Origin of the sequence: Roseobacter fucihabitans, from assembly GCF_014337925.2 — a bacterium.
Lineage (GTDB): Bacteria > Pseudomonadota > Alphaproteobacteria > Rhodobacterales > Rhodobacteraceae > Roseobacter > Roseobacter fucihabitans.
This window is the reverse complement of sequence record NZ_CP143423.1, coordinates 3584102-3601911: the sequence shown is the minus strand read 5'-3', so window position 1 is coordinate 3601911 and position 17810 is coordinate 3584102. Positions and strand designations below refer to the sequence as shown.

General features: G+C 60.6%; 17 protein-coding genes. 9 read left to right on the top strand and 8 right to left on the bottom strand.

Going from position 1 to position 17810, the window contains the following annotated elements; translation table 11 throughout:
• Positions 1-9: 9 nt before the first annotated feature.
• On the bottom strand, positions 10-1026 hold the full coding sequence (trpS, locus tag ROLI_RS17670) for a tryptophan--tRNA ligase (protein WP_187428944.1): 1017 nt from the start codon (positions 1024-1026) through the stop codon (positions 10-12).
• A gap of 77 nt (positions 1027-1103) precedes the next feature.
• Between trpS and ROLI_RS17665 the strand changes: the two genes are divergently transcribed.
• Positions 1104-1790 (top strand): rhomboid family intramembrane serine protease, encoded by a 687-nt coding sequence (locus tag ROLI_RS17665; protein ID WP_187428945.1) that lies wholly within the window; start codon positions 1104-1106, stop codon positions 1788-1790.
• A 4-nt stretch (positions 1791-1794) separates the two neighbouring features.
• Here the strand turns inward: ROLI_RS17665 and murJ are convergent, their stop codons facing one another.
• From murJ to ROLI_RS17650, 3 genes are read right to left on the bottom strand one after another with little or no spacing between them, the layout of a single operon-like run.
• Positions 1795-3339, bottom strand: a complete 1545-nt coding sequence (gene murJ, locus ROLI_RS17660) for a murein biosynthesis integral membrane protein MurJ (RefSeq protein ID WP_187428946.1) — start codon at positions 3337-3339, stop codon at positions 1795-1797.
• A complete protein-coding gene (locus ROLI_RS17655) occupies positions 3336-6113 on the bottom strand; it encodes a [protein-PII] uridylyltransferase (protein WP_262386413.1) in 2778 nt (925 codons plus the stop codon). The genes murJ and ROLI_RS17655 overlap by 4 nt, the downstream gene beginning before the upstream one ends.
• Positions 6114-6121: 8 nt before the next feature.
• Positions 6122-7303 carry a penicillin-binding protein activator gene (locus ROLI_RS17650; protein WP_187428947.1) on the bottom strand — a complete coding sequence of 394 codons (1182 nt, stop codon included), beginning with the start codon at positions 7301-7303 and terminating at the stop codon, positions 6122-6124.
• Between the two features lie 84 nt (positions 7304-7387).
• Between ROLI_RS17650 and rsmI the strand changes: the two genes are divergently transcribed.
• From rsmI to gshB, 3 genes are all read left to right on the top strand, one after another.
• Entirely contained in the window at positions 7388-8245 is an 858-nt protein-coding gene (rsmI, locus tag ROLI_RS17645) for a 16S rRNA (cytidine(1402)-2'-O)-methyltransferase (RefSeq protein ID WP_187428948.1), read from the top strand.
• Between the two features lie 4 nt (positions 8246-8249).
• A complete protein-coding gene (locus ROLI_RS17640) occupies positions 8250-8630 on the top strand; it encodes a YraN family protein (RefSeq protein ID WP_187428949.1) in 381 nt (126 codons plus the stop codon).
• Positions 8631-8803: 173 nt separating this feature from the next.
• Positions 8804-9739 (top strand): glutathione synthase, encoded by a 936-nt coding sequence (gene gshB, locus ROLI_RS17635; protein WP_187428950.1) that lies wholly within the window; start codon positions 8804-8806, stop codon positions 9737-9739.
• Here the strand turns inward: gshB and ROLI_RS17630 are convergent.
• From ROLI_RS17630 to cobU, 4 genes are all read right to left on the bottom strand, one after another.
• Entirely contained in the window at positions 9736-11247 is a 1512-nt protein-coding gene (locus ROLI_RS17630) for a YifB family Mg chelatase-like AAA ATPase (RefSeq protein WP_405049030.1), read from the bottom strand. The two genes, gshB and ROLI_RS17630, sit on opposite strands and share 4 nt — an antisense overlap.
• An 85-nt stretch (positions 11248-11332) precedes the next feature.
• Complete coding sequence (locus ROLI_RS17625; RefSeq protein WP_187428952.1) at positions 11333-12013, bottom strand: glutathione S-transferase; 681 nt, start codon at positions 12011-12013, stop codon at positions 11333-11335.
• Between the two features lie 59 nt (positions 12014-12072).
• Positions 12073-12654 carry a histidine phosphatase family protein gene (locus ROLI_RS17620; RefSeq protein ID WP_187428953.1) on the bottom strand — a complete coding sequence of 194 codons (582 nt, stop codon included), beginning with the start codon at positions 12652-12654 and terminating at the stop codon, positions 12073-12075.
• Positions 12651-13172 (bottom strand): bifunctional adenosylcobinamide kinase/adenosylcobinamide-phosphate guanylyltransferase, encoded by a 522-nt coding sequence (cobU, locus tag ROLI_RS17615; RefSeq protein ID WP_187428954.1) that lies wholly within the window; start codon positions 13170-13172, stop codon positions 12651-12653. Before cobU ends, ROLI_RS17620 begins: the two co-directional genes overlap by 4 nt.
• Before the next feature lie 96 nt (positions 13173-13268).
• On the opposite strand from cobU, the gene ROLI_RS17610 reads away from it, so the two are divergent.
• The 5 genes from ROLI_RS17610 to ROLI_RS17590 all read left to right on the top strand — a co-directional run bounded on the left by ROLI_RS17610 (position 13269) and on the right by ROLI_RS17590 (position 17760).
• Positions 13269-14147: an RNA polymerase factor sigma-32 gene (locus ROLI_RS17610; RefSeq protein WP_187428955.1), complete on the top strand. Its 879-nt coding sequence runs from the start codon at positions 13269-13271 to the stop codon at positions 14145-14147.
• Positions 14148-14191: 44 nt separating this feature from the next.
• The gene (locus tag ROLI_RS17605; RefSeq protein WP_262386414.1) at positions 14192-14956 is read left to right on the top strand and encodes a ChaN family lipoprotein; all 765 of its coding nucleotides are present in this window, start codon (positions 14192-14194) and stop codon (positions 14954-14956) included.
• Between the two features lie 72 nt (positions 14957-15028).
• A complete protein-coding gene (gene coaBC, locus ROLI_RS17600; RefSeq protein ID WP_222869407.1) occupies positions 15029-16222 on the top strand; it encodes a bifunctional phosphopantothenoylcysteine decarboxylase/phosphopantothenate--cysteine ligase CoaBC in 1194 nt (397 codons plus the stop codon).
• A gap of 3 nt (positions 16223-16225) precedes the next feature.
• Positions 16226-16699, top strand: a complete 474-nt coding sequence (dut, locus tag ROLI_RS17595) for a dUTP diphosphatase (RefSeq protein WP_405048973.1) — start codon at positions 16226-16228, stop codon at positions 16697-16699.
• The gene (locus ROLI_RS17590; protein ID WP_187428956.1) at positions 16699-17760 is read left to right on the top strand and encodes a HesA/MoeB/ThiF family protein; all 1062 of its coding nucleotides are present in this window, start codon (positions 16699-16701) and stop codon (positions 17758-17760) included. The genes dut and ROLI_RS17590 overlap by 1 nt, the downstream gene beginning before the upstream one ends.
• The last annotated feature ends 50 nt before the right edge of the window (positions 17761-17810 follow it).

Below are 17810 nucleotides of genomic sequence, written 5' to 3'. Positions count from 1 at the left end.
GGTGCGCGTTCAGCGGATCATACCCATGATATCATATGTTTTTTCCAGGATGGGCACGGTGATTTCACGCGCCTGACCCGCGCCATGTGCCAGGATCCGGTCAATCTCACCCGGATCGGCCATCAGCCGCGCCATCTCAGCTGAAATGGGGGAGAGTTTGGCCACGGCCAATTCCGCCAGCAGCGGTTTGAAGGCGCCAAATTGCTGGCCACCCACCTCTTGTAACACCTGATCCACGGATTGATCGCTCAGCGCGGCATAGATATTGACCAGATTTTGCGCCTCTGGCCGCCCGGCAAGGCCCGCGGCCTCGGAAGGAAGCGCATCGCGATCGGTCTTGGCCTTGCGGATTTTCTTGGCGATGGTGTCCGCATCATCGGTCATGTTGATCCGGGACGCATCAGAGGGGTCCGATTTCGACATCTTTTTGGACCCATCGCGCAGCGACATCACCCGCGTCGCGGCCCCCTCAATCACCGGCTCAGTGATCGGGAAAAAATCGACGCCGTAATCATGGTTGAATTTGGCGGCGATGTCGCGCGTCAGCTCCAGATGTTGCTTCTGATCCTCGCCCACAGGCACATGCGTCGCGTGATAGACCAGTATATCCGCGGCCATCAGCGCCGGATAGCCAAACAACCCAAGCGATACATTTTGTGCGTTTTTGCCCGCCTTATCCTTAAACTGCGTCATGCGTTGCATCCAACCCATGCGCGCCACGCAGGAGAAAATCCAGCCCAATTGCGCGTGCTCGGGCACCTGGCTCTGGTTGATCAGGATGGATTTTTCCGGGCTGATCCCGCTTGCAATGAAGCCTGCCGCCAATTCGCGCGTGTTGCGGCGCAGATCGGCAGGGTCCTGCCAGACCGTGATCGCATGCAGATCCACCATGCAATAGACCGTCTCGATCCCCTCTTCCTGCATCTGCACGAACCGTTTGATGGCCCCCAGATAATTACCCAATGTTAACCCACCCGAGGGTTGAATGCCGGAAAAGACACGCGGCGTGAATGTCGGGTTTGTCATGGCGAGCTCCGTTCAGGCTGGAAAAGCAGGTTGCGCTGGCTTACCCATGCCCCAGAGCATCGTCAAGGAATGAGCCCATGTCCGGTCACAAAGAAGCCTCCCCCCTCAATCCGCTGCCGCCGGTGGTGATCCTGCTGTTTCTGGCGATGGTCCTGCCCGAAGTGATTTTCAGCCTTGGCGCGCGGGGGATTGTCGGGGGGCCCGAAGCCGTTGGTTGGCGTCTGGCGGCGGTGCAATCCTATGCGTTTTCGGGCGATATTTTCGATTGGATGGTGGCGAATAGTCGGTGGGTTCCGGAACATCTGATCCGGTTTTTCACCTATTCGTTTGTGCACACGAGCTTCTCCGCGACGCTTTTTGCGGCGGTGCTCTTGCTGGCCCTTGGCAAGCTGGTAGGCGAGGTTCTGGGACAGGTCGCGGTACTGGTCCTGTTTTTCGGCGGCGCGTTTTGCGGCGCGTTGATCTACGGGCTGCTGTTGAATGATCCCAATTGGCTGGTGGGCGGTTTTCCCGGCGTTTATGGGTTGATCGGGGGCTATTCCTTCGTGATGTGGCAAAGCCTTGGCGCGCGCGGCGAGCAACAGCTGCGCGCCTTCAACCTGATCGCCATGCTGATGGGGCTGCAATTGCTCTGGGGCGTGTTTTTCGACGTCGGCAATGGATGGGTTGCGGATTTCATCGGCTTTGCCTTTGGGTTCGCGGCGTCCGCAGCGCTGGTGCCGGGCGGTATCGCGCGGGTCATCGCCTCCCTGCGACGCGATTGACGCCTTAGCGGTTGCGCCCCAGAGCCTGACGGATTTCCGATATCCTGATCGCACCGATCAGATGGGCGGTTCCGAAATAGCTCAGCGCACCAATGCTGACCAGGACCACCAGCGCCAAAGCGCGCCACCAGTCCAGCCCCAGAAACGGGCTCAGCGCCACAGTGCCCCACCACAGGGCAACGCCCATGACGGCGGAGGCAAAGATCATCCGCCAGATGCGGCCATGAAACCGCTGATCAAAGCGCGCCACATCGCCGTAGCGCCGGATGCCGATCCCTAGCGAGGCCACCATGACCCAGGCTGCGATGGTCGTGGCAATCGCGGGCGCGATCCAGCCGATGACCGGGGCCAGACCAATAGCCAGCCCCGCATTCACCACCATGGAGATCACGGCGTAATGGAACGGGCGCCTTGTGTCTTCGCGCGCAAAAAACACCGGTTGCAGGATTTTTTGCAGTACAAAGGCGGGCAGGCCCAGCCCGTAGATCGCCACGGCAACGGCAATGGCGGCGGTGTCATCGACCGTGGCGGCACCCCGTTCAAACAGAACGGAGACCAGTGGGAAAGGGATGATCACCAGGGCGACCGCAGCCGGAATGGTGAGCGCGAGCGAGATTTCAGCGGCACGGCTCAGCGCATGGCGCGCACCATCATCATCGCGCGCTTGCAGGCGGCGCGACAGGTCGGGGAGCAGCACGATCCCCACGGCGATCCCAACCACGCCTAAGGGGAGTTGATAAAGTCGGTCTGCGGCAAAGAGCCAGCCAACCGCCTTGTCGAAATAGCTTGCGACCTGTTGGCCGACGAGCAGGTTGATCTGCACCACGCCCCCGGCAAGGGCGGCAGGGATGGCGACGCGGATTAGCCGGCGCATATCAGGCGTCAGGCGGGGACGTTTGAGTTTGAGCACAAAGCCCGCACGCCGCGCCGCGACCCAAAGCAGCGCAAATTGTGCGATACCCGCGACCGGAATGGCCCAGATCAGCGCGCGCGCGATGTCACCGCCAAGCCACGCCGCCCCCGCCATTGCGCCCACCAGCAGAATATTGAGCAGTACGGGGGCGGCAGCGGCAGCGGCAAAGCGACCCGACGCGTTCAGCATACCAGAGAGCAGTGCGGCCAGAGAAATGAACAGGATATAAGGAAACGCAATGCGGCCAAATTCCACCGACAGATCGAATTGTTCCTGTCCGGCAAACCCCGAGGCCAGCCCGTAAATCAGCCATGGCATTACCGCCATGGCCACCAGCGTCAGCACGATCAGGATCGAGGCCAGCCCGGCAAAAGCGTCCGAGGCGAACCCATCCGGATCATCGCCCGCCTCGACGCGTTTGGAGAACATCGGCACAAAGGCCATGTTGAACGCGCCCTCGGCAAAGAACCGGCGGAACATATTGGGCAGGCGGAACGCGACGACATAGGCCTGATAAAGCGGCCCGGTGCCGAGATAGGCCAGGATCATCGCATCGCGCACGAACCCTAAAACACGGCTCATCAGGGTCCAGCCGCCAACGGTGAAAAAGCCCGACATCAGGCGGATGGGTTTCACGCGCGCGCTCTTTCGACGCCGTCTTGGATGGCCTCGCGCAGTTTGCGTTCCAACATGCGCTGTTTGCCTTCGGAATGATATTTCAACCCGAACATATCCTTGACATAGAACGTATCCACCACCTGTTCGCCGTAAGTCGCAATCACCGCATTGGCGATATAGACGTTGGCCCCCGCCAATGTGCGCGCCAGATCATAGAGCAGGCCAGGGCGGTCGCGGGTATCGACCTCGATGATGGTATAGATTTCCGACCCTTCGTTATCAAAGGTGATATGGGTGGGCACCTTGAAGGCGCGTTCGCGCTTTTTGACCTTGTCGCGGGATTTTAGCGCCACACTTGCCACCACCTCACCACGCAGTGTCTTTTCGATAACCTGGCGCAATCGCGGCAGGCGCGCGGCGTCGTAAGGGTTGCCATCGCTGTCCTGTATCCAGAAGGCATCCGTGACCATGCCGTCCTTGGTGGTATAGCTGCGCGCATCCACAACATTGGCCCCGGCCAGCGCCAGCGCCCCGGCGAGCCGCGCAAAAATCCCCGGATGATCAATCATCACGAAGCAGGCACGCGTGGCGTCGCGGTCTTCATCAGGGTGCAAATCAATCAGGATGTCTTCGTCCTTCACGTCGCGCAGCATCTTGGCAAATGCGACATGCGCCGTCAGATGTAACGCCTGCCAGTAAGGGGCGTAATGGCGGGATGTCTCGGCTTGCAGCTCCTTGCGCGGCCAATCGGCGAGCGCCTCGCGCAGGGCGCGTTTGGCCTCCGTGCCGCGGTTTTCACGGTTCAGGTCTTCAAGCCCGGTTTCCAGCGCGCGTTTGGTTTGCCGATAAAGCGCACGGATCAGCACGGCCTTCCAGTTGTTCCATGTGTTCGGCCCGACCCCGCGAATGTCGCAGACCGTCAGCACACAGAGCAGATCCAGCCGCTTGACCGTCTGCACCGCCTTGGCGAAATCCCGCACGGTGCGCGGATCGGCAATATCGCGTTTCTGCGCCATATCCGACATCAACAGATGGTAGCGCACCAGCCATTCCACCGTATCCGTCTCCGCCTGGCTCAGCCCCATGCGCGGCGCGATCTTGCGGGCCATATGAGCGCCCAGGATGGAATGATCCTCAGAGCGCCCCTTGCCGATGTCATGGATCAGAAGGGCGGTATAAAGCACCTTGCGATTGACCCCGCGCTTGAGGATGGAGGAGGCCACGGGCAAATCTTCTTCAAGCTCATGGCGCTCAATCTGGCTGAGGTTGGCGATGCATTGGATGATGTGCTCATCCACGGTGTAGCTGTGATACATATTGAACTGCATCATCGCCACGATTGTGTCGAATTCCGGGATGAAAGCCGACAGCACGCCCAACTCGTTCATGCGCCGCAACGCGCGCTCGGGGTTGCCATGCTTGAGCAGCAGATCAAAGAAAATGCGCCGGGCTTCGGGGGCGGTGCGTACCTCGTCATCAATCAGATGCAGATTGGCCTTGATCAGACGCATCGCATCCGGATGGATCAACATGCCTGTCCGCAGGGCCTCCTCAAACAGGCGTAAAAGGTTCAGCTTGTTGGACAAAAACGCGGCTTCATCCCTGACACCGATCCGATTGTGAACGATCACATAGTCGCCCTTGATCTTGGGTCGACGCTTGAAAATACGCTCCAACAGGGGCTCGGCCTTGACGTGATCCGCTTCGAGTTTGGTCAGGAAAATCCGGGTCAGGTCGCCGACCTCGGTGGCATGCAGAAAATAGGCCTGCATGAAGACCTCCACGGCACGCCGCCCCTTGGTGTCCTCATAGCCCATCGCCTCGGCCACCATCACTTGCATGTCAAAGGTAAGCTGCTCAGAGGCCCGTTTGTTGATCAGATGCAAATGACCGCGCACCGCCCAGAGGAAATCCTCAGCGGCCACGAAACCGCGAAATTCTTCTTTGGTAAAAACGCCCAAGCCCACCAAATCGGCGGCGTCTTGCACATTATGCACATATTTGGCGATCCAGAAGAGCGATTGCAGATCGCGCAGGCCGCCCTTGCCCTCCTTGACGTTGGGTTCCACAACATAGCGTTGGCCATGTTTCTTGTGGCGGTTTTCGCGCTCGCTGAGCTTGGCCTCGATGAATTCGCGCTCCGAGCCGTTGAATAAATGCGTGCGCAGGCGTTGTGAGAGTTTCTGGGACAGGGCGATATCGCCGGCCAGAAAACGGTGCTCCAGCAGGGACGTACGGATGGTGAAATCCTCCCCGCCAAGGCGCAGGCATTCCTTGACTGTACGGCTGGCGTGCCCAACCTTCAGCTTTAGATCCCACAGGATATAGAGCATCGATTCAATCACGCTCTCGGCCCAGGCGGTGATTTTATAGGGCGTCAGAAACAGCAGATCGACATCCGAGAAGGGTGCCATTTCGCCCCGCCCATATCCACCCACGGCGATCACGGCGAGATGTTCGCTGGCCGTTGGATTGGGTTTGGGGTGCAAAATATCCTGTGCCACAGTCAGCGCCGAAATTACCAGGTGATCAGTCAGATAGGTATAGGCGCGCGTCATTGCGCGCGCGTTAAAGGGGTGTTTGGCAAAGGCTGTTGCGATCTGCGCACGTCCTTCTTTTTGGCGCTCGCGCAGCAAAGCCACAACTGCGGTGCGGATGTCACCGTGCGCTGTGAGGTCCGCCGTGGTGCGGGCCATGTCGCTTGCGAAGGCTTCAGCGTCAAAGATAAGCGAAGGTGCACAAATCAGCGCCTCCGGATGGGGCGCTTCCATCAGGTGTTCGGGGGATGACATCGGGTGCCCTAAAACCCGACGCCGCTGAAGGATTGCGGTGCGGGGCTCAGGATAGAGACCTGCGATTCGCTGATCGTGGCCACGGCTAACCCGCGCTGGTTGGAACCGTTCGGCAACAGCCGGAAAATACCGCTCGCGCCGCGAAAGCCCGCACCTTGCGTGAGGGCCGCACCGCTCAGCGCATCGGACTGACCCTGGCTGACCAATGCGCCGATGGCCGCGATCCCGTCAAAGGCAAGGCCGCCAATCGGGTGGGGGATACTGCCATAGGCGCTTTGATACTTCGAGCTGAAGGTCGCGGAAGCGGCGGGGTCGGGAATGGCGAACCACCCGCCTTGCACGCCCGGCAGGCTCAGCGTTTGCGCTGGGATATCCCAGCGTGTCAGGCCCATGAATTGCGAGGTTGCGGATGTAACACCCGCTTCGGGCAAAAGCTGGGACAGCAAGGGCAGCGCGCTGGCCGTGTCGGTGGTCATGAACACGGCATCGGCTGCGTTGCTGTCCACGGCGGATTTGATTTGCGGGATGGCGGCGATGACATCCTGTTGGGACAGCGCGTAGCCCACCGTGCCGACCACGCTCGCGCCTTGGGATTGGACGGAGGCGTTGATCGCGTCGCGCCCGGCGGTCCCGGCGCCGTCTTGCCCGTGCACGATCACGAACCTCTGTTTGCCCTGAGACCGTGCGTAAGCGATCATGCGATCTGAGGTATTCTGGAAGGTCGGGCCAAGCACGAAGACATTGCCGCCCGCAATGGCGGCGTTATTGGAGAAGGACAGGACGCTGACATTTTGGTTGGCAACGGCATTGCCGACGGCATTGGCAGAGGCGGCATAGACCGGGCCCAGGATAATTTTCGCGCCCTCATCCACGGCTTGCTTGGCGCGCGCCGCGGCGGTGGCCGCATCGCCCCCGGTCTGGTAGACACGCAAATCAATCTGCGCCCCGTTCAGATCACGCATCGCCAGTCGCGCCGCGTTTTCAAGGCTTTGCGCCAGAAGCTCGTCCGTCGTGAGGCCAGATCCACCGGGTACCAGCAGCGCGACCGGCACAGCCTCCCCGCTATTGAGGTTGGGTCCTGTGCCAAAGCCGCCCCCCGGCACAGTGTCACATGCGACGAGGGTCAGCGCGATAAGGGGGAGTGCGAGGGCGCGCAAAACCTTGCGGGCGGACGGTAAAACGGCAAACATGGATGAATACTCCAGCGATCAAGGTCAAAGCGCATTTCCGCGCGGTTGTGGTGATCATAAACGTCACGAAAGGCGGGTCCAGCGTTGAATTTCCAAAAGGTGCCATTGAGCGCGGGTCTGTATTTCGTCGGTGTGCCGATCGGGACGGCCCGTGACATCACGTTGCGCGCGCTCGATGTGCTTGCCTCGGCAGATGTGTTGGCCGCCGAAGACACCCGAAGCCTGCGCCGGTTGATGGATATTCACGGCGTGCCACTGGCCGGGCGCAACCTTGCGGCGCTGCATGATCATTCGGGGACGGGCGTGATAAAACGTCTGTTGGAGGCGGTGGCGGCGGGTAAATCGGTGGCCTATGCCTCCGAGGCGGGAATGCCCCTGATCGCCGATCCGGGTTTTGAGTTGAGCCGTGCGGCGGGGGAGGCCGGGTGCATGGTGACCTGTGCGCCCGGTCCATCGGCGATCCTCACGGCGCTGGTACTGGCCGGTTTGCCGACGGATGCGTTTTATTTCTCCGGCTTCCTGCCCAACGCCAAGACGGCACGGCGCAGCGGGCTTGAGGCCTTGCGCGAGGTACCCGGAACCTTGGTGTTTTACGAATCCCCCAAGCGTCTGGGCGCGATGCTGGCGGATGCCGCGTCGGTTTTGGGCAGCGAGCGGAAGGCCGTGGTTTGTCGGGAGTTGACCAAGAAGTTCGAAGAGGTCCGGCGAGGTACTCTGGCGGAGCTTGCCGAGCAATATGCCCAGCAATCGGTTAAGGGCGAGGTGGTCGTCCTTGTGGATCGCGGCCGTTCAGACTCTGTTAGTCAAGACAGCCTAAAATCGGACCTGACGCAGGCTTTGGCCAGCACCACAATGCGCGATGCCGTGGATTTGGTGTCCAAAGCCCATAACCTGCCCCGGCGCCAAGTCTATCAACTGGCGTTGGAGCTTGCCAAAGGATGATTGCATGACGCAAGTGGCTCAGCGTGCGCTGAAAGGGCAGACCTCCTATCACGCAGGCGCGGCTTCTGAGGAGGCCGTCGCGCGTGATTATGAGCGGCGGGGCTACGGGCTGTTGCAGGAAAGGTGGCGCGGTCAGGGCGGTGAAATTGATCTGATCCTGCAGAATGGCGACGGTTTCGTCTTTGTGGAAGTGAAGCACGCTCGGCATTTTGCCGGTGCAGCGCTTCGCATTGGCCCCCGCCAGATACAACGGATTTACGCCAGTGCCGAGGAGTTCCTCGGCACGCAGCCCCTCGGTGCACTGAGTGAGGCGCGTTTTGATGTGGCGCTGGTGGATGGTCAGGGCGATATTCAGATCATCGAGAATGCATTTGGTGAGATCTAGGGCGTTTCCCGGCGTGCCTTAGATCGCGCCGGTCGGTTCACACATCAAAAGTTCTGATTTCAGGCGGTGTTGAGTGCTTTGCGTTTTTCGGAAACGCCAAAGAGCAGTGTGCGGCAGCCATTGCACCTTTGCAGGCCTTGGGTCATCTATGGGCCATCAAAGCAGGAGTGGCCATGAAAATCGCCTTTCAGATGGACCCCATCGGGGACGTGAATATCAACGCGGACAGCTCATTTCGGCTCGCCGAAGAGGCGCAGGCCCGAGGGCATGAGTTGTTTTTCTACTCGCCCGATCATCTGGCTTATCAGGAAGGGCGGATCACGGCGCGCGGTCATGACCTGCGGGTTCAGCGCGTGCAGGGCGATCACGCGCAGCTGGGACATGCGCGCGAGGTTGATCTGGCGGATTTCGATGTGGTCTGGCTGCGTCAGGACCCGCCGTTTGACATGCATTACATTACGTCAACGCATCTTCTGGACCGCCTGGCGCCGGGGACATTGGTCGTCAATGACCCGTTTTGGGTCCGTAATTATCCGGAAAAACTGCTCGTTCTGGATTTCCCGGATCTGACACCGCCGACGAGCATTGCGCGTGATCTGAGCACCATCAAGGCGTTCAAGGAAAAGCATGGCGATATCATTCTGAAACCGCTCTATGGCAACGGCGGCGCAGGGGTTTTTAGGTTGGATGCGAATGATCGTAACCTGTCATCCTTGCATGAATTATTTGTCAGCTTTTCGCGCGAGCCTTTGATCGTGCAGAAGTTCCTGCCGGATGTCGCCAAGGGCGACAAGCGCGTGATTCTGGTTGAGGGCGAGCCTGTGGGGGCGATCAACCGCGTGCCTGCGGCTGGCGAGACGCGCTCGAACATGCATGTGGGAGGTCGGCCCGAGAAAATCGGTCTGTCGGAACGCGATCTTGAGATTTGTGCGCGGATTGGGCCGTTGTTAAAGGAAAAGGGTCAGGTTTTCGTCGGAATCGACGTGATCGGGGAGTATCTGACGGAGATCAATGTAACATCCCCCACCGGCATTCAGGAATTGGAACGCTTTGACGGGGTCAATATCGCCGCCAAGATTTGGGAAGCCATTGAAGCGCGGCGCGCTTAGGCATCCACGGGGCTGACCAGGCGGAAGCTGATCGCTTCGGCGATATGGGGGCGGCGCACGGGTTCCGAACCATCCAGATCGGCGATGGTGCGCGCCACGCGCATGACGCGGTGGTAGCCGCGCGCGGAGAGGTTAAATTTCTCCGCCGCGCGCAGCAGCAAATCCCGCCCTTCCGGGTCGGGCGTGGCGATCTGTTCCAAAGCCTCGCCTTCGGCATCGGCATTCGTGCGCATGTCTGCCCGCTCGCCAAACCGCGCCTGTTGTACCGCGCGGGCCGTTGCGACACGTGCGGCAATCGTTGCGGATTTTTCACCGTTGGCGGGGAGATCCAGATCACGGTAGGCGACGGGCGGCACGTCCACGCGCAGATCGAAGCGGTCCATCAGCGGGCCGGAAATGCGACCGAGATAATCCGCACCACATTTGGGAACGCGGGCGCAGGCGCGTTCAGGGTCCGGTAGATAGCCGCATTTGCAGGGGTTCGCAGCCGCCACCAGCATGAAGCGACAGGGGTAGCGGACATGGGCGTTGGCGCGTGAGACCATGACTTCGGCGGTTTCCAGCGGTTGGCGCAGCGTTTCCAGCACGTTGCGCGGATATTCCGGAAATTCATCCATGAAGAGCACGCCGTTATGGGCCAGGGATACCTCGCCCGGCTTGGCCATGCGCCCACCGCCGATGATCGCGGCCATGGAGGAGGTATGATGCGGGTCGCGAAACGGGCGGTCACGCGAGATGCCGCCTTCGTCCAATTCGCCGGCGATGGAGTGGATCATCGAGGTTTCAAGTGCCTCGAGCGCGGTCATAGGCGGCAAAATGCCGGGGAGACGTTGCGCCAGCATGGATTTTCCGGACCCAGGCGTGCCGACAAAGATGATGTGATGGCGGCCAGCCGCGGCTATTTCCAGTGCGCGTTTGGCGCGTTCCTGCCCTTTGACTTCGGACAGGTCTTTGGAGAGGGGAGAGGTTGGCACTTCGCCCGGCTGCGCGGGCGCAATTGGCACCTGGCCGCTGAAATGGCGCACGACGTCGCCCAGAGTGCGCGCGGCGATCACATTGGCGTCGCTGACCCAGGCGGCCTCCTTGCCGCAGGCTTCGGGGCAGAGCAGCATCAGACCCTCAGAAGCGGCGGTCATGGCGGCGGGCAGGGCACCGGTCACAGGCACGATTTTGCCATCGAGTGACAATTCGCCCAAGGCGACGATGGATTGGCTGGAGTCGGGCGGAATGATCTCGAGCGCGGCCAGCAGGGACAGCGCAATCGGCAGGTCAAAGTGGCTGCCCTCCTTGGGCAGGTCTGCGGGGCTGAGGTTGATCGTGACCTTCTTGGAGGGAAAGGCGATGGCCATGCAGGATAGCGCCGCGCGCACGCGCTCTTTGGCTTCGGACACGGCCTTATCGGGCAGGCCCACGATGCTGAACCCCGGCAGGCCGGGAGAGAGCGAGCATTGCACTTCGACCAGACAGGCCTCGACACCGCGAAACGCAACGGAATGTGCCAGTGATATCAAGATAAACCCTCCGACCGATTAAGGTTAATCGGTACGTGAGGGGTGTTTATGAAAGGTTAACCGCGAAAGGTAAGCCAAGCGCTTAAACGGGCCAATCGCGCGTGGACCCGGTTGTGGGATAGGGGAAGGGGTCATAGGTGGTTTTGAGGCCCTCCGCGCGCCACGCCTTGAAGGCGGGATCCGCGATTGTGGCGCGGCAATAGGCGCGCGCCGCCTCTGACACGGGCAAATCATACCCGATGATCCGCGCGGCCACGGGGGCGTAAAACACATCCGCAAGGCTGTAGGCCCCAAACAGCCAACCGTCGGGTGCACCCGCCAGGTCGCGGGCGCTGTTCCAGATCGTCTCGAGGCGGGCGAGATCCGCCAAAACGTCCTGGTGTGCCTCAAACCCCACGTTCACATGTTGCAGTTGCATCGGGCAGGCCCCGCGCAAGGCGGAAAAGCCGGCGGTCATTTCGGCGCAAAGCCACCTTGCGCGGGCGCGCAACCGCGCATCCGTCGGCCACAACCCGGCATCGGGGTGCCGTTCCGCCAGCGTTTCGGCCATGGCGAGGGATTCACCAAGGATATCGCCCTCGGGCGTCCTGAGCGCGGGAACCAGGCGCGCGGGGGCCAGAGCCGCGAGATCCTCTGTCATGGTGCCTGCATAGAGGCCAACCATATTCACCCGGCACGGCAGGCCGAATTTTTCCAACATCAGCCAGCCGCGCAAGGACCAGCTGGAGAAGGTGCGATCACCGATATAAAGGTCATATGTCATCGCACGAGCCTAGACCCGATGCCCGCAGGCCATCAAACAATGAATTGTGACGGCGCAGATCACGCAGAATGATTGATCACGTCCACCGATGCGACCCCCGCCCGCCAGCGGATGCGCGTCACGGACAGGTTGTCGATTGTATGAGACAGCGCGTCATAGGCACTGACCCCCAAACCGCGCTGCACCTGCGTCAGGATCACGCCGATATGGGCCACGGCGATCACATCCGCCTCCGGGTGGGCCGTGTTGATCTCATCGACGAACCGGTTCACGCGCGCCGCGGCTGCGTTCCAACTCTCTCCTTCGGGGGGGGCGACATCGCCGGGGTTTTCCCAATAGGCGCGGCTCAAATCAGGATCACGCTGCGCAACGGCGCTGAAATGCATGCCATCCCAGACCCCGAAATTGAATTCCCGAATGTCCGGCGCGTTGGGCAATCGGGTGTGGTCGCCGCCTTCGATGGCATCGCCGGTCGCCGACGCCCGGATCAGATCAGATGACACCAAAAGCCCGCGATCCGGCAGAATGGCGCGCAGCCGTTGGATGTGATCCTTGTCCGACAGATCGGCGGGGACATCACGCCAGCCGACAAAGTTCTTTTCATGCGTGGGGCCGTGGCGCACCCAATGCCATGTCGTCATGATATCTGCCCTTTCAAGACCGTGGGCAGACCCGCCGTGACCATGACGGCCACATTCGCCTGCGCCGCCAGTGCGATATTCAGACGCCCCTGCGCCTCTCGAAAGGCGCGCGCCAGAGCGTTATCCGGTACGATCCCGTGACCAACCTCGTTCGACACGATGATCACGGGCGCGCGGCATGTCGCCACCGCATCAAGCAGGGCGCTTTGGGCATCTGTAAGGTCACATCCGTCCAACATCTGATTGCTAAGCCACATTGTGGCGCAATCGATCAGAACGCCTTGATCGGGTTTGAGGCCGAACAGGACGGGGCTTAGGTCCAAATCTGCCTCACAGGTGCGCCATGGGTCATTTCTGCGCGATTTATGCACCTCTATGCGCATTTTTATTTCGTCATCGAAAATCCGTGATGTCGCAAGGTAAACAGGTTCTAAACAATTGGTTAACAAGTGGTTTTCGGCCCAGAGAGATTTGCCCGAGGCGGCCCCTCCCAGCACCAGCGTAAGTTTTGGCAACATTTTCTCAACCTTTAAGGTGAACCAATCGCATGTATGGTGCGTAACACTACCAATGTACACGGCAAGGTGTGCTTCATCTGATTGGGAGATGTCGCGATGGCTTTGGATACTGCAAGAGAAATGAACCTGTCGCGCACGGCGATGAAAGCGGAGCTGCTGGACGCCGAGACGGAACTGCGTCTGGCCTATGCTTGGCGCGACGAACGGTGCGAAAAATCACTGCACCGGTTGATCACGGCCTACATGCGTCTGGCCATTTCCATGGCGTCCAAGTTCAAACGCTACGGCGCACCTATGAATGATCTCATACAGGAAGCAGGGCTTGGCCTGATGAAGGCGGCGGATAAGTTCGACCCCGATCGGGGGGTGCGTTTTTCGACCTATGCGGTCTGGTGGATCAAAGCCTCCATTCAGGACCATGTGATGCGCAATTGGTCCATGGTACGCACGGGCTCCACCTCCTCGCAAAAGTCGTTGTTTTTCAATATGCGCCGCGTCCAGGCCCGGTTGGAGCGCGAAAGCGCTGCCGCAGGCCAGACGCTTGATCGCCATCAACTGCGCCAGATGATCTCGACCGAAATCGGCGTGCCTCTGCACGACGTAGAGATGATGGAAGGTCGCTTGTCAGGCTCAGATTATTCGCTGAATGCGACGCAGTCGACCGAGGATGAAGGGCGCGAATGGATTGATGCGCTTGAGGATGACAGCGAGCAAGCCGCCGAAACCGTTGAACACCGCCATGACACGGAACAATTGCGTGCATGGTTGCTCCAGGCGATGAACGATTTGAACGAGCGGGAAAGGTTCATCGTGCGCGAACGCAAGCTGCGCGATCAGCCCCGCACCCTGGAGAGCCTGGGACAAGAGTTGTCCTTGAGTAAAGAGCGCGTGCGCCAACTTGAAGCGGCAGCCTTCGGAAAGATGCGAAAGTCACTGGAAAACCAATCCCGTGAAGTTCATCATTTCCTGATGTGATCTGGCATAGATACCTTTTATGTCTGAGCTTTGGAGCGGTCAGTTTGGCCGCTCCCTCTGCGTTTGCGCAGGCGTTGCCCACCGAAACCGCCACCGCGCAGGTGGTCTTTCTGGGGGAGCAGCATGACAATCCGGGCCATCATGCGCTTCAGGCGGATTGGACCAACGCCCTGACCCCTGCCGCGTTGGTTTTTGAGATGCTGACACCGGAACAGGCCGCCGCCGTCACGCCGCAAAATCGGGCCACACAAGAAGCGCTATCGGCGGCCTTGGCATGGGAAACCTCCGGCTGGCCGGATTTTGCGATGTATTATCCGATTTTCGCAGCAGCCCCGGATGCGGCAATCTATGGCGCTGGCGTGCCGCGCGAGCAGGTGCGCGCGCTCATGGAGGCACCCCTGGAGGAAGCCCTGGGGGTGCAGGACGCGCAGCGGTTCGGGCTGGACGCGCCCTTGCCCCCCGAACATCAGAACCAACGCGAGGAGCTCCAACGCATCGCCCATTGTGATGCGCTGCCAAAAGACCTCCTGCCCATGATGGTATCGGTCCAACGCCTGCGGGATGCGGTTCTGGCGCGCACGGCATTGCAGGCGCTGCGAGATACCGGAGGGCCTGTCGTTGTGATCACCGGCAATGGCCATGCACGCGCGGACTGGGGCGCGCCATTCCTGTTGCAGCAGGCATCGCCGGATACCGCGGTGTTTTCGATAGGGCAGGGCGAGGGTGGCCGCATGCCCGACGGGGGGTTTGATAGCACCGTCGATGGCTCCGAGGTTAATCGCGGCGATCCCTGTGACGCATTCCGGTGATCTGAGGGGCTGGCGGTCCCCCCCGGCTCGGCATATGCTGATCGGTGATTTCATTCCCGAACAAGGCGCATCATGCTGACCGGAAAACATATTTTGCTGATCATCGGGGGCGGTATCGCGGCGTTCAAATCGCTTGACCTGATCCGCCGCTTGCGCGAGCGCGGTGCCCTCGTGACGCCGGTTCTGAGCAAGGCGGGCGAGGCTTTCGTGACGCCGCTTTCTGTTTCTGCTCTGGCAGGCACCAAGGTCTACGGCGACCTCTTTGACCTCACGGATGAGGCGGAGATGGGCCATATCCGACTGAGCCGTGTCGCGGATCTTGTCGTCGTCGCCCCTGCAACAGCGGATTTGATGGCGAAAATGGCGGGCGGTCTGGCCAATGATCTGGCCAGTACGCTGCTTTTGGCGACCGATACGCCGGTGTTAATCGCGCCCGCGATGAATGTGCGCATGTGGGACCACCCGGCAACGCAACGCAACCTTGCCACGCTCAGGAATGATGGCGTGGACGTTGTCGGTCCCAACAGTGGCGATATGGCCTGCGGTGAATTCGGTCCGGGCCGCATGGCCGATCCGCTGGAGATTGTCGCGGCCATCGCGGCGCGCCTGACGACGGGACCGCTGGTTGGCAAGCGTATTCTGGTAACCTCCGGGCCCACGCATGAACCCATCGACCCGGTACGATATATCGCGAACAGGTCTTCTGGCGCGCAAGGCACCGCCATCGCGCAGGCTCTTGCGTCGCTCGGAGCAGAGGTGATTTTCGTGACCGGCCCGGCGGATGTGGCCCCCCCCGAGGGCGTGGAGGTCATCAGAGTTCAAACGGCACAGGAAATGCTGGGCGCGGTCGAGGATGCGTTGCCGGTTGATGCCGGTGTCTTCGCAGCGGCGGTTGCGGATTGGCGTGTGGCCGACGCAAGTGATCGCAAACTCAAAAAGTCCAAAGACGTTATGCCCCGTCTGGAATTTGCAGAGAACCCGGATATTTTGCGACAGGTGGCGCAGGCCGCAGAAAACCGTCCGCGCCTGGTGATCGGCTTTGCGGCGGAAACGCATGACGTGATCGAGAATGCAACGGCAAAACGCCTTCGAAAGGGGTGCGACTGGATTGTGGCCAATGATGTCTCAACGGGCAGCGGCGTCATGGGCGGCACTGAGAACACCGTGATCGTGATCGACGACAAAGGCTGCGAGAACTGGCCCAAAATGAGCAAGACCGAGGTCGCCAAGCGCCTTGCGGACCGCATTTCGCAGGCATTGGCCTGAAACGTGAGCCAGGGGGGCGCAAAAGTGGTGCAGGTTAAGGTGTCATGGGTGCAGGGGGCGGATGAAACGCTGGGCTTGCCAAGCTATCAGACCGCGGGGGCGGCGGGTGCGGATGTGCGTGCAAATCTGCCCGATGGCACCGTGAGCATTGCGCCGGGTCAAAGGGTTCTGATCCCTTCGGGTCTTTGCATGGAAATCCCGCCTGGTTATGAAATACAGATACGCCCGCGATCCGGATTGGCGCTGAAACATGGGGTGATGCTGTTGAACAGTCCCGGCACCATCGACAGTGATTATCGCGGACCGGTCGGCATCATATTGCTGAACGGTGGGCAGAAAACGGTTGAGATAACCCACGGTATGCGCATCGCGCAGCTCGTTCTGGCCCCCGTGGTGCAGGCCGATTTCGCAAGCGTCACCGCATTGGGCGAAACCGAACGCGGGGCCGGTGGGTTCGGCTCGACCGGGAGGGGCTGATGCTGCTGGTTTTGATTGTTGCAGGCGCGATGTGGGCGCTGGGGGCCGTCATGGGGGCCCCGCGCGCGACACGGGCTATGATGATCGCGGTGCTCTATACGGGGGTCCTGATTATTCAACTGACCCTACCCGCGGGGACGCCTTTGCGCCTGGCCACTGGGGAAAGCGCGGAACCCTGGTTGCTGCTGGGGGGCTTTGTGGCGCTCTTCCTCATATATCGTCGTGGCCTCTCAGCACTGCGTAACCGTGCGGTGCGCAAGGATGCGCAGAACGCCCCCGACACACCAAAACCGGGGTTCAGCGACAGCGAACTCAACCGTTATGCCCGCCACATCGTCTTGCGCGAAATCGGCGGCACGGGACAGAAAAAACTCAAGGAGGCCAAGGTCCTGGTCATCGGCGCCGGGGGGTTGGGCGCGCCTGCCTTGCAATATCTTGCCGCCGCTGGTGTTGGGACAATCGGGGTGATTGACGATGATGTGGTCGAGAATGCGAACCTTGCGCGGCAAGTGATCCACAAGGATCAATCCATCGGAATGCCCAAGGTGTTTTCTGCGCAATCCGAGATGCTGGCGCAAAATCCCAACGTCGTGGTGCGGCCCTATCACCGACGGTTGAATGCTCAGATCGCAACGGATCTTTTTGCCGACTATGATCTGGTGCTGGATGGTACCGATAATTTTGAAACCCGCTATCTGATCAACGAAACGGCTGTGGCGCAGAAAATCCCCCTGATTTCAGGCGCGTTGAGCCAGTGGGAGGGGCAATTGAGCGTGTTTGACCCCGGTGCGGGCGCGCCCTGCTACCGTTGCATTTTCCCGCAAGCCCCCGCGCCCGAACTGGCGCCTTCTTGTGCCGAAGCGGGGGTTTTGAGCCCTTTGCCGGGGGTCATCGGGGCCATGATGGCGGCAGAGGCCATCAAGATCATCACCGGGGCCGGGACGGTCTTGCGCGGCCAATTGGTAATCTATGATGCGCTTTATGGGGAAAGCCGCGCAATCGCGATTGCCCCACGGGCGGATTGCCCAACCTGCGCCAGCATGCAGGCAAGCACGGGTTGAATTTCGCAGAAAACGCAGGTGCCATGCGACCGGCGGTTGTGCATTACAGG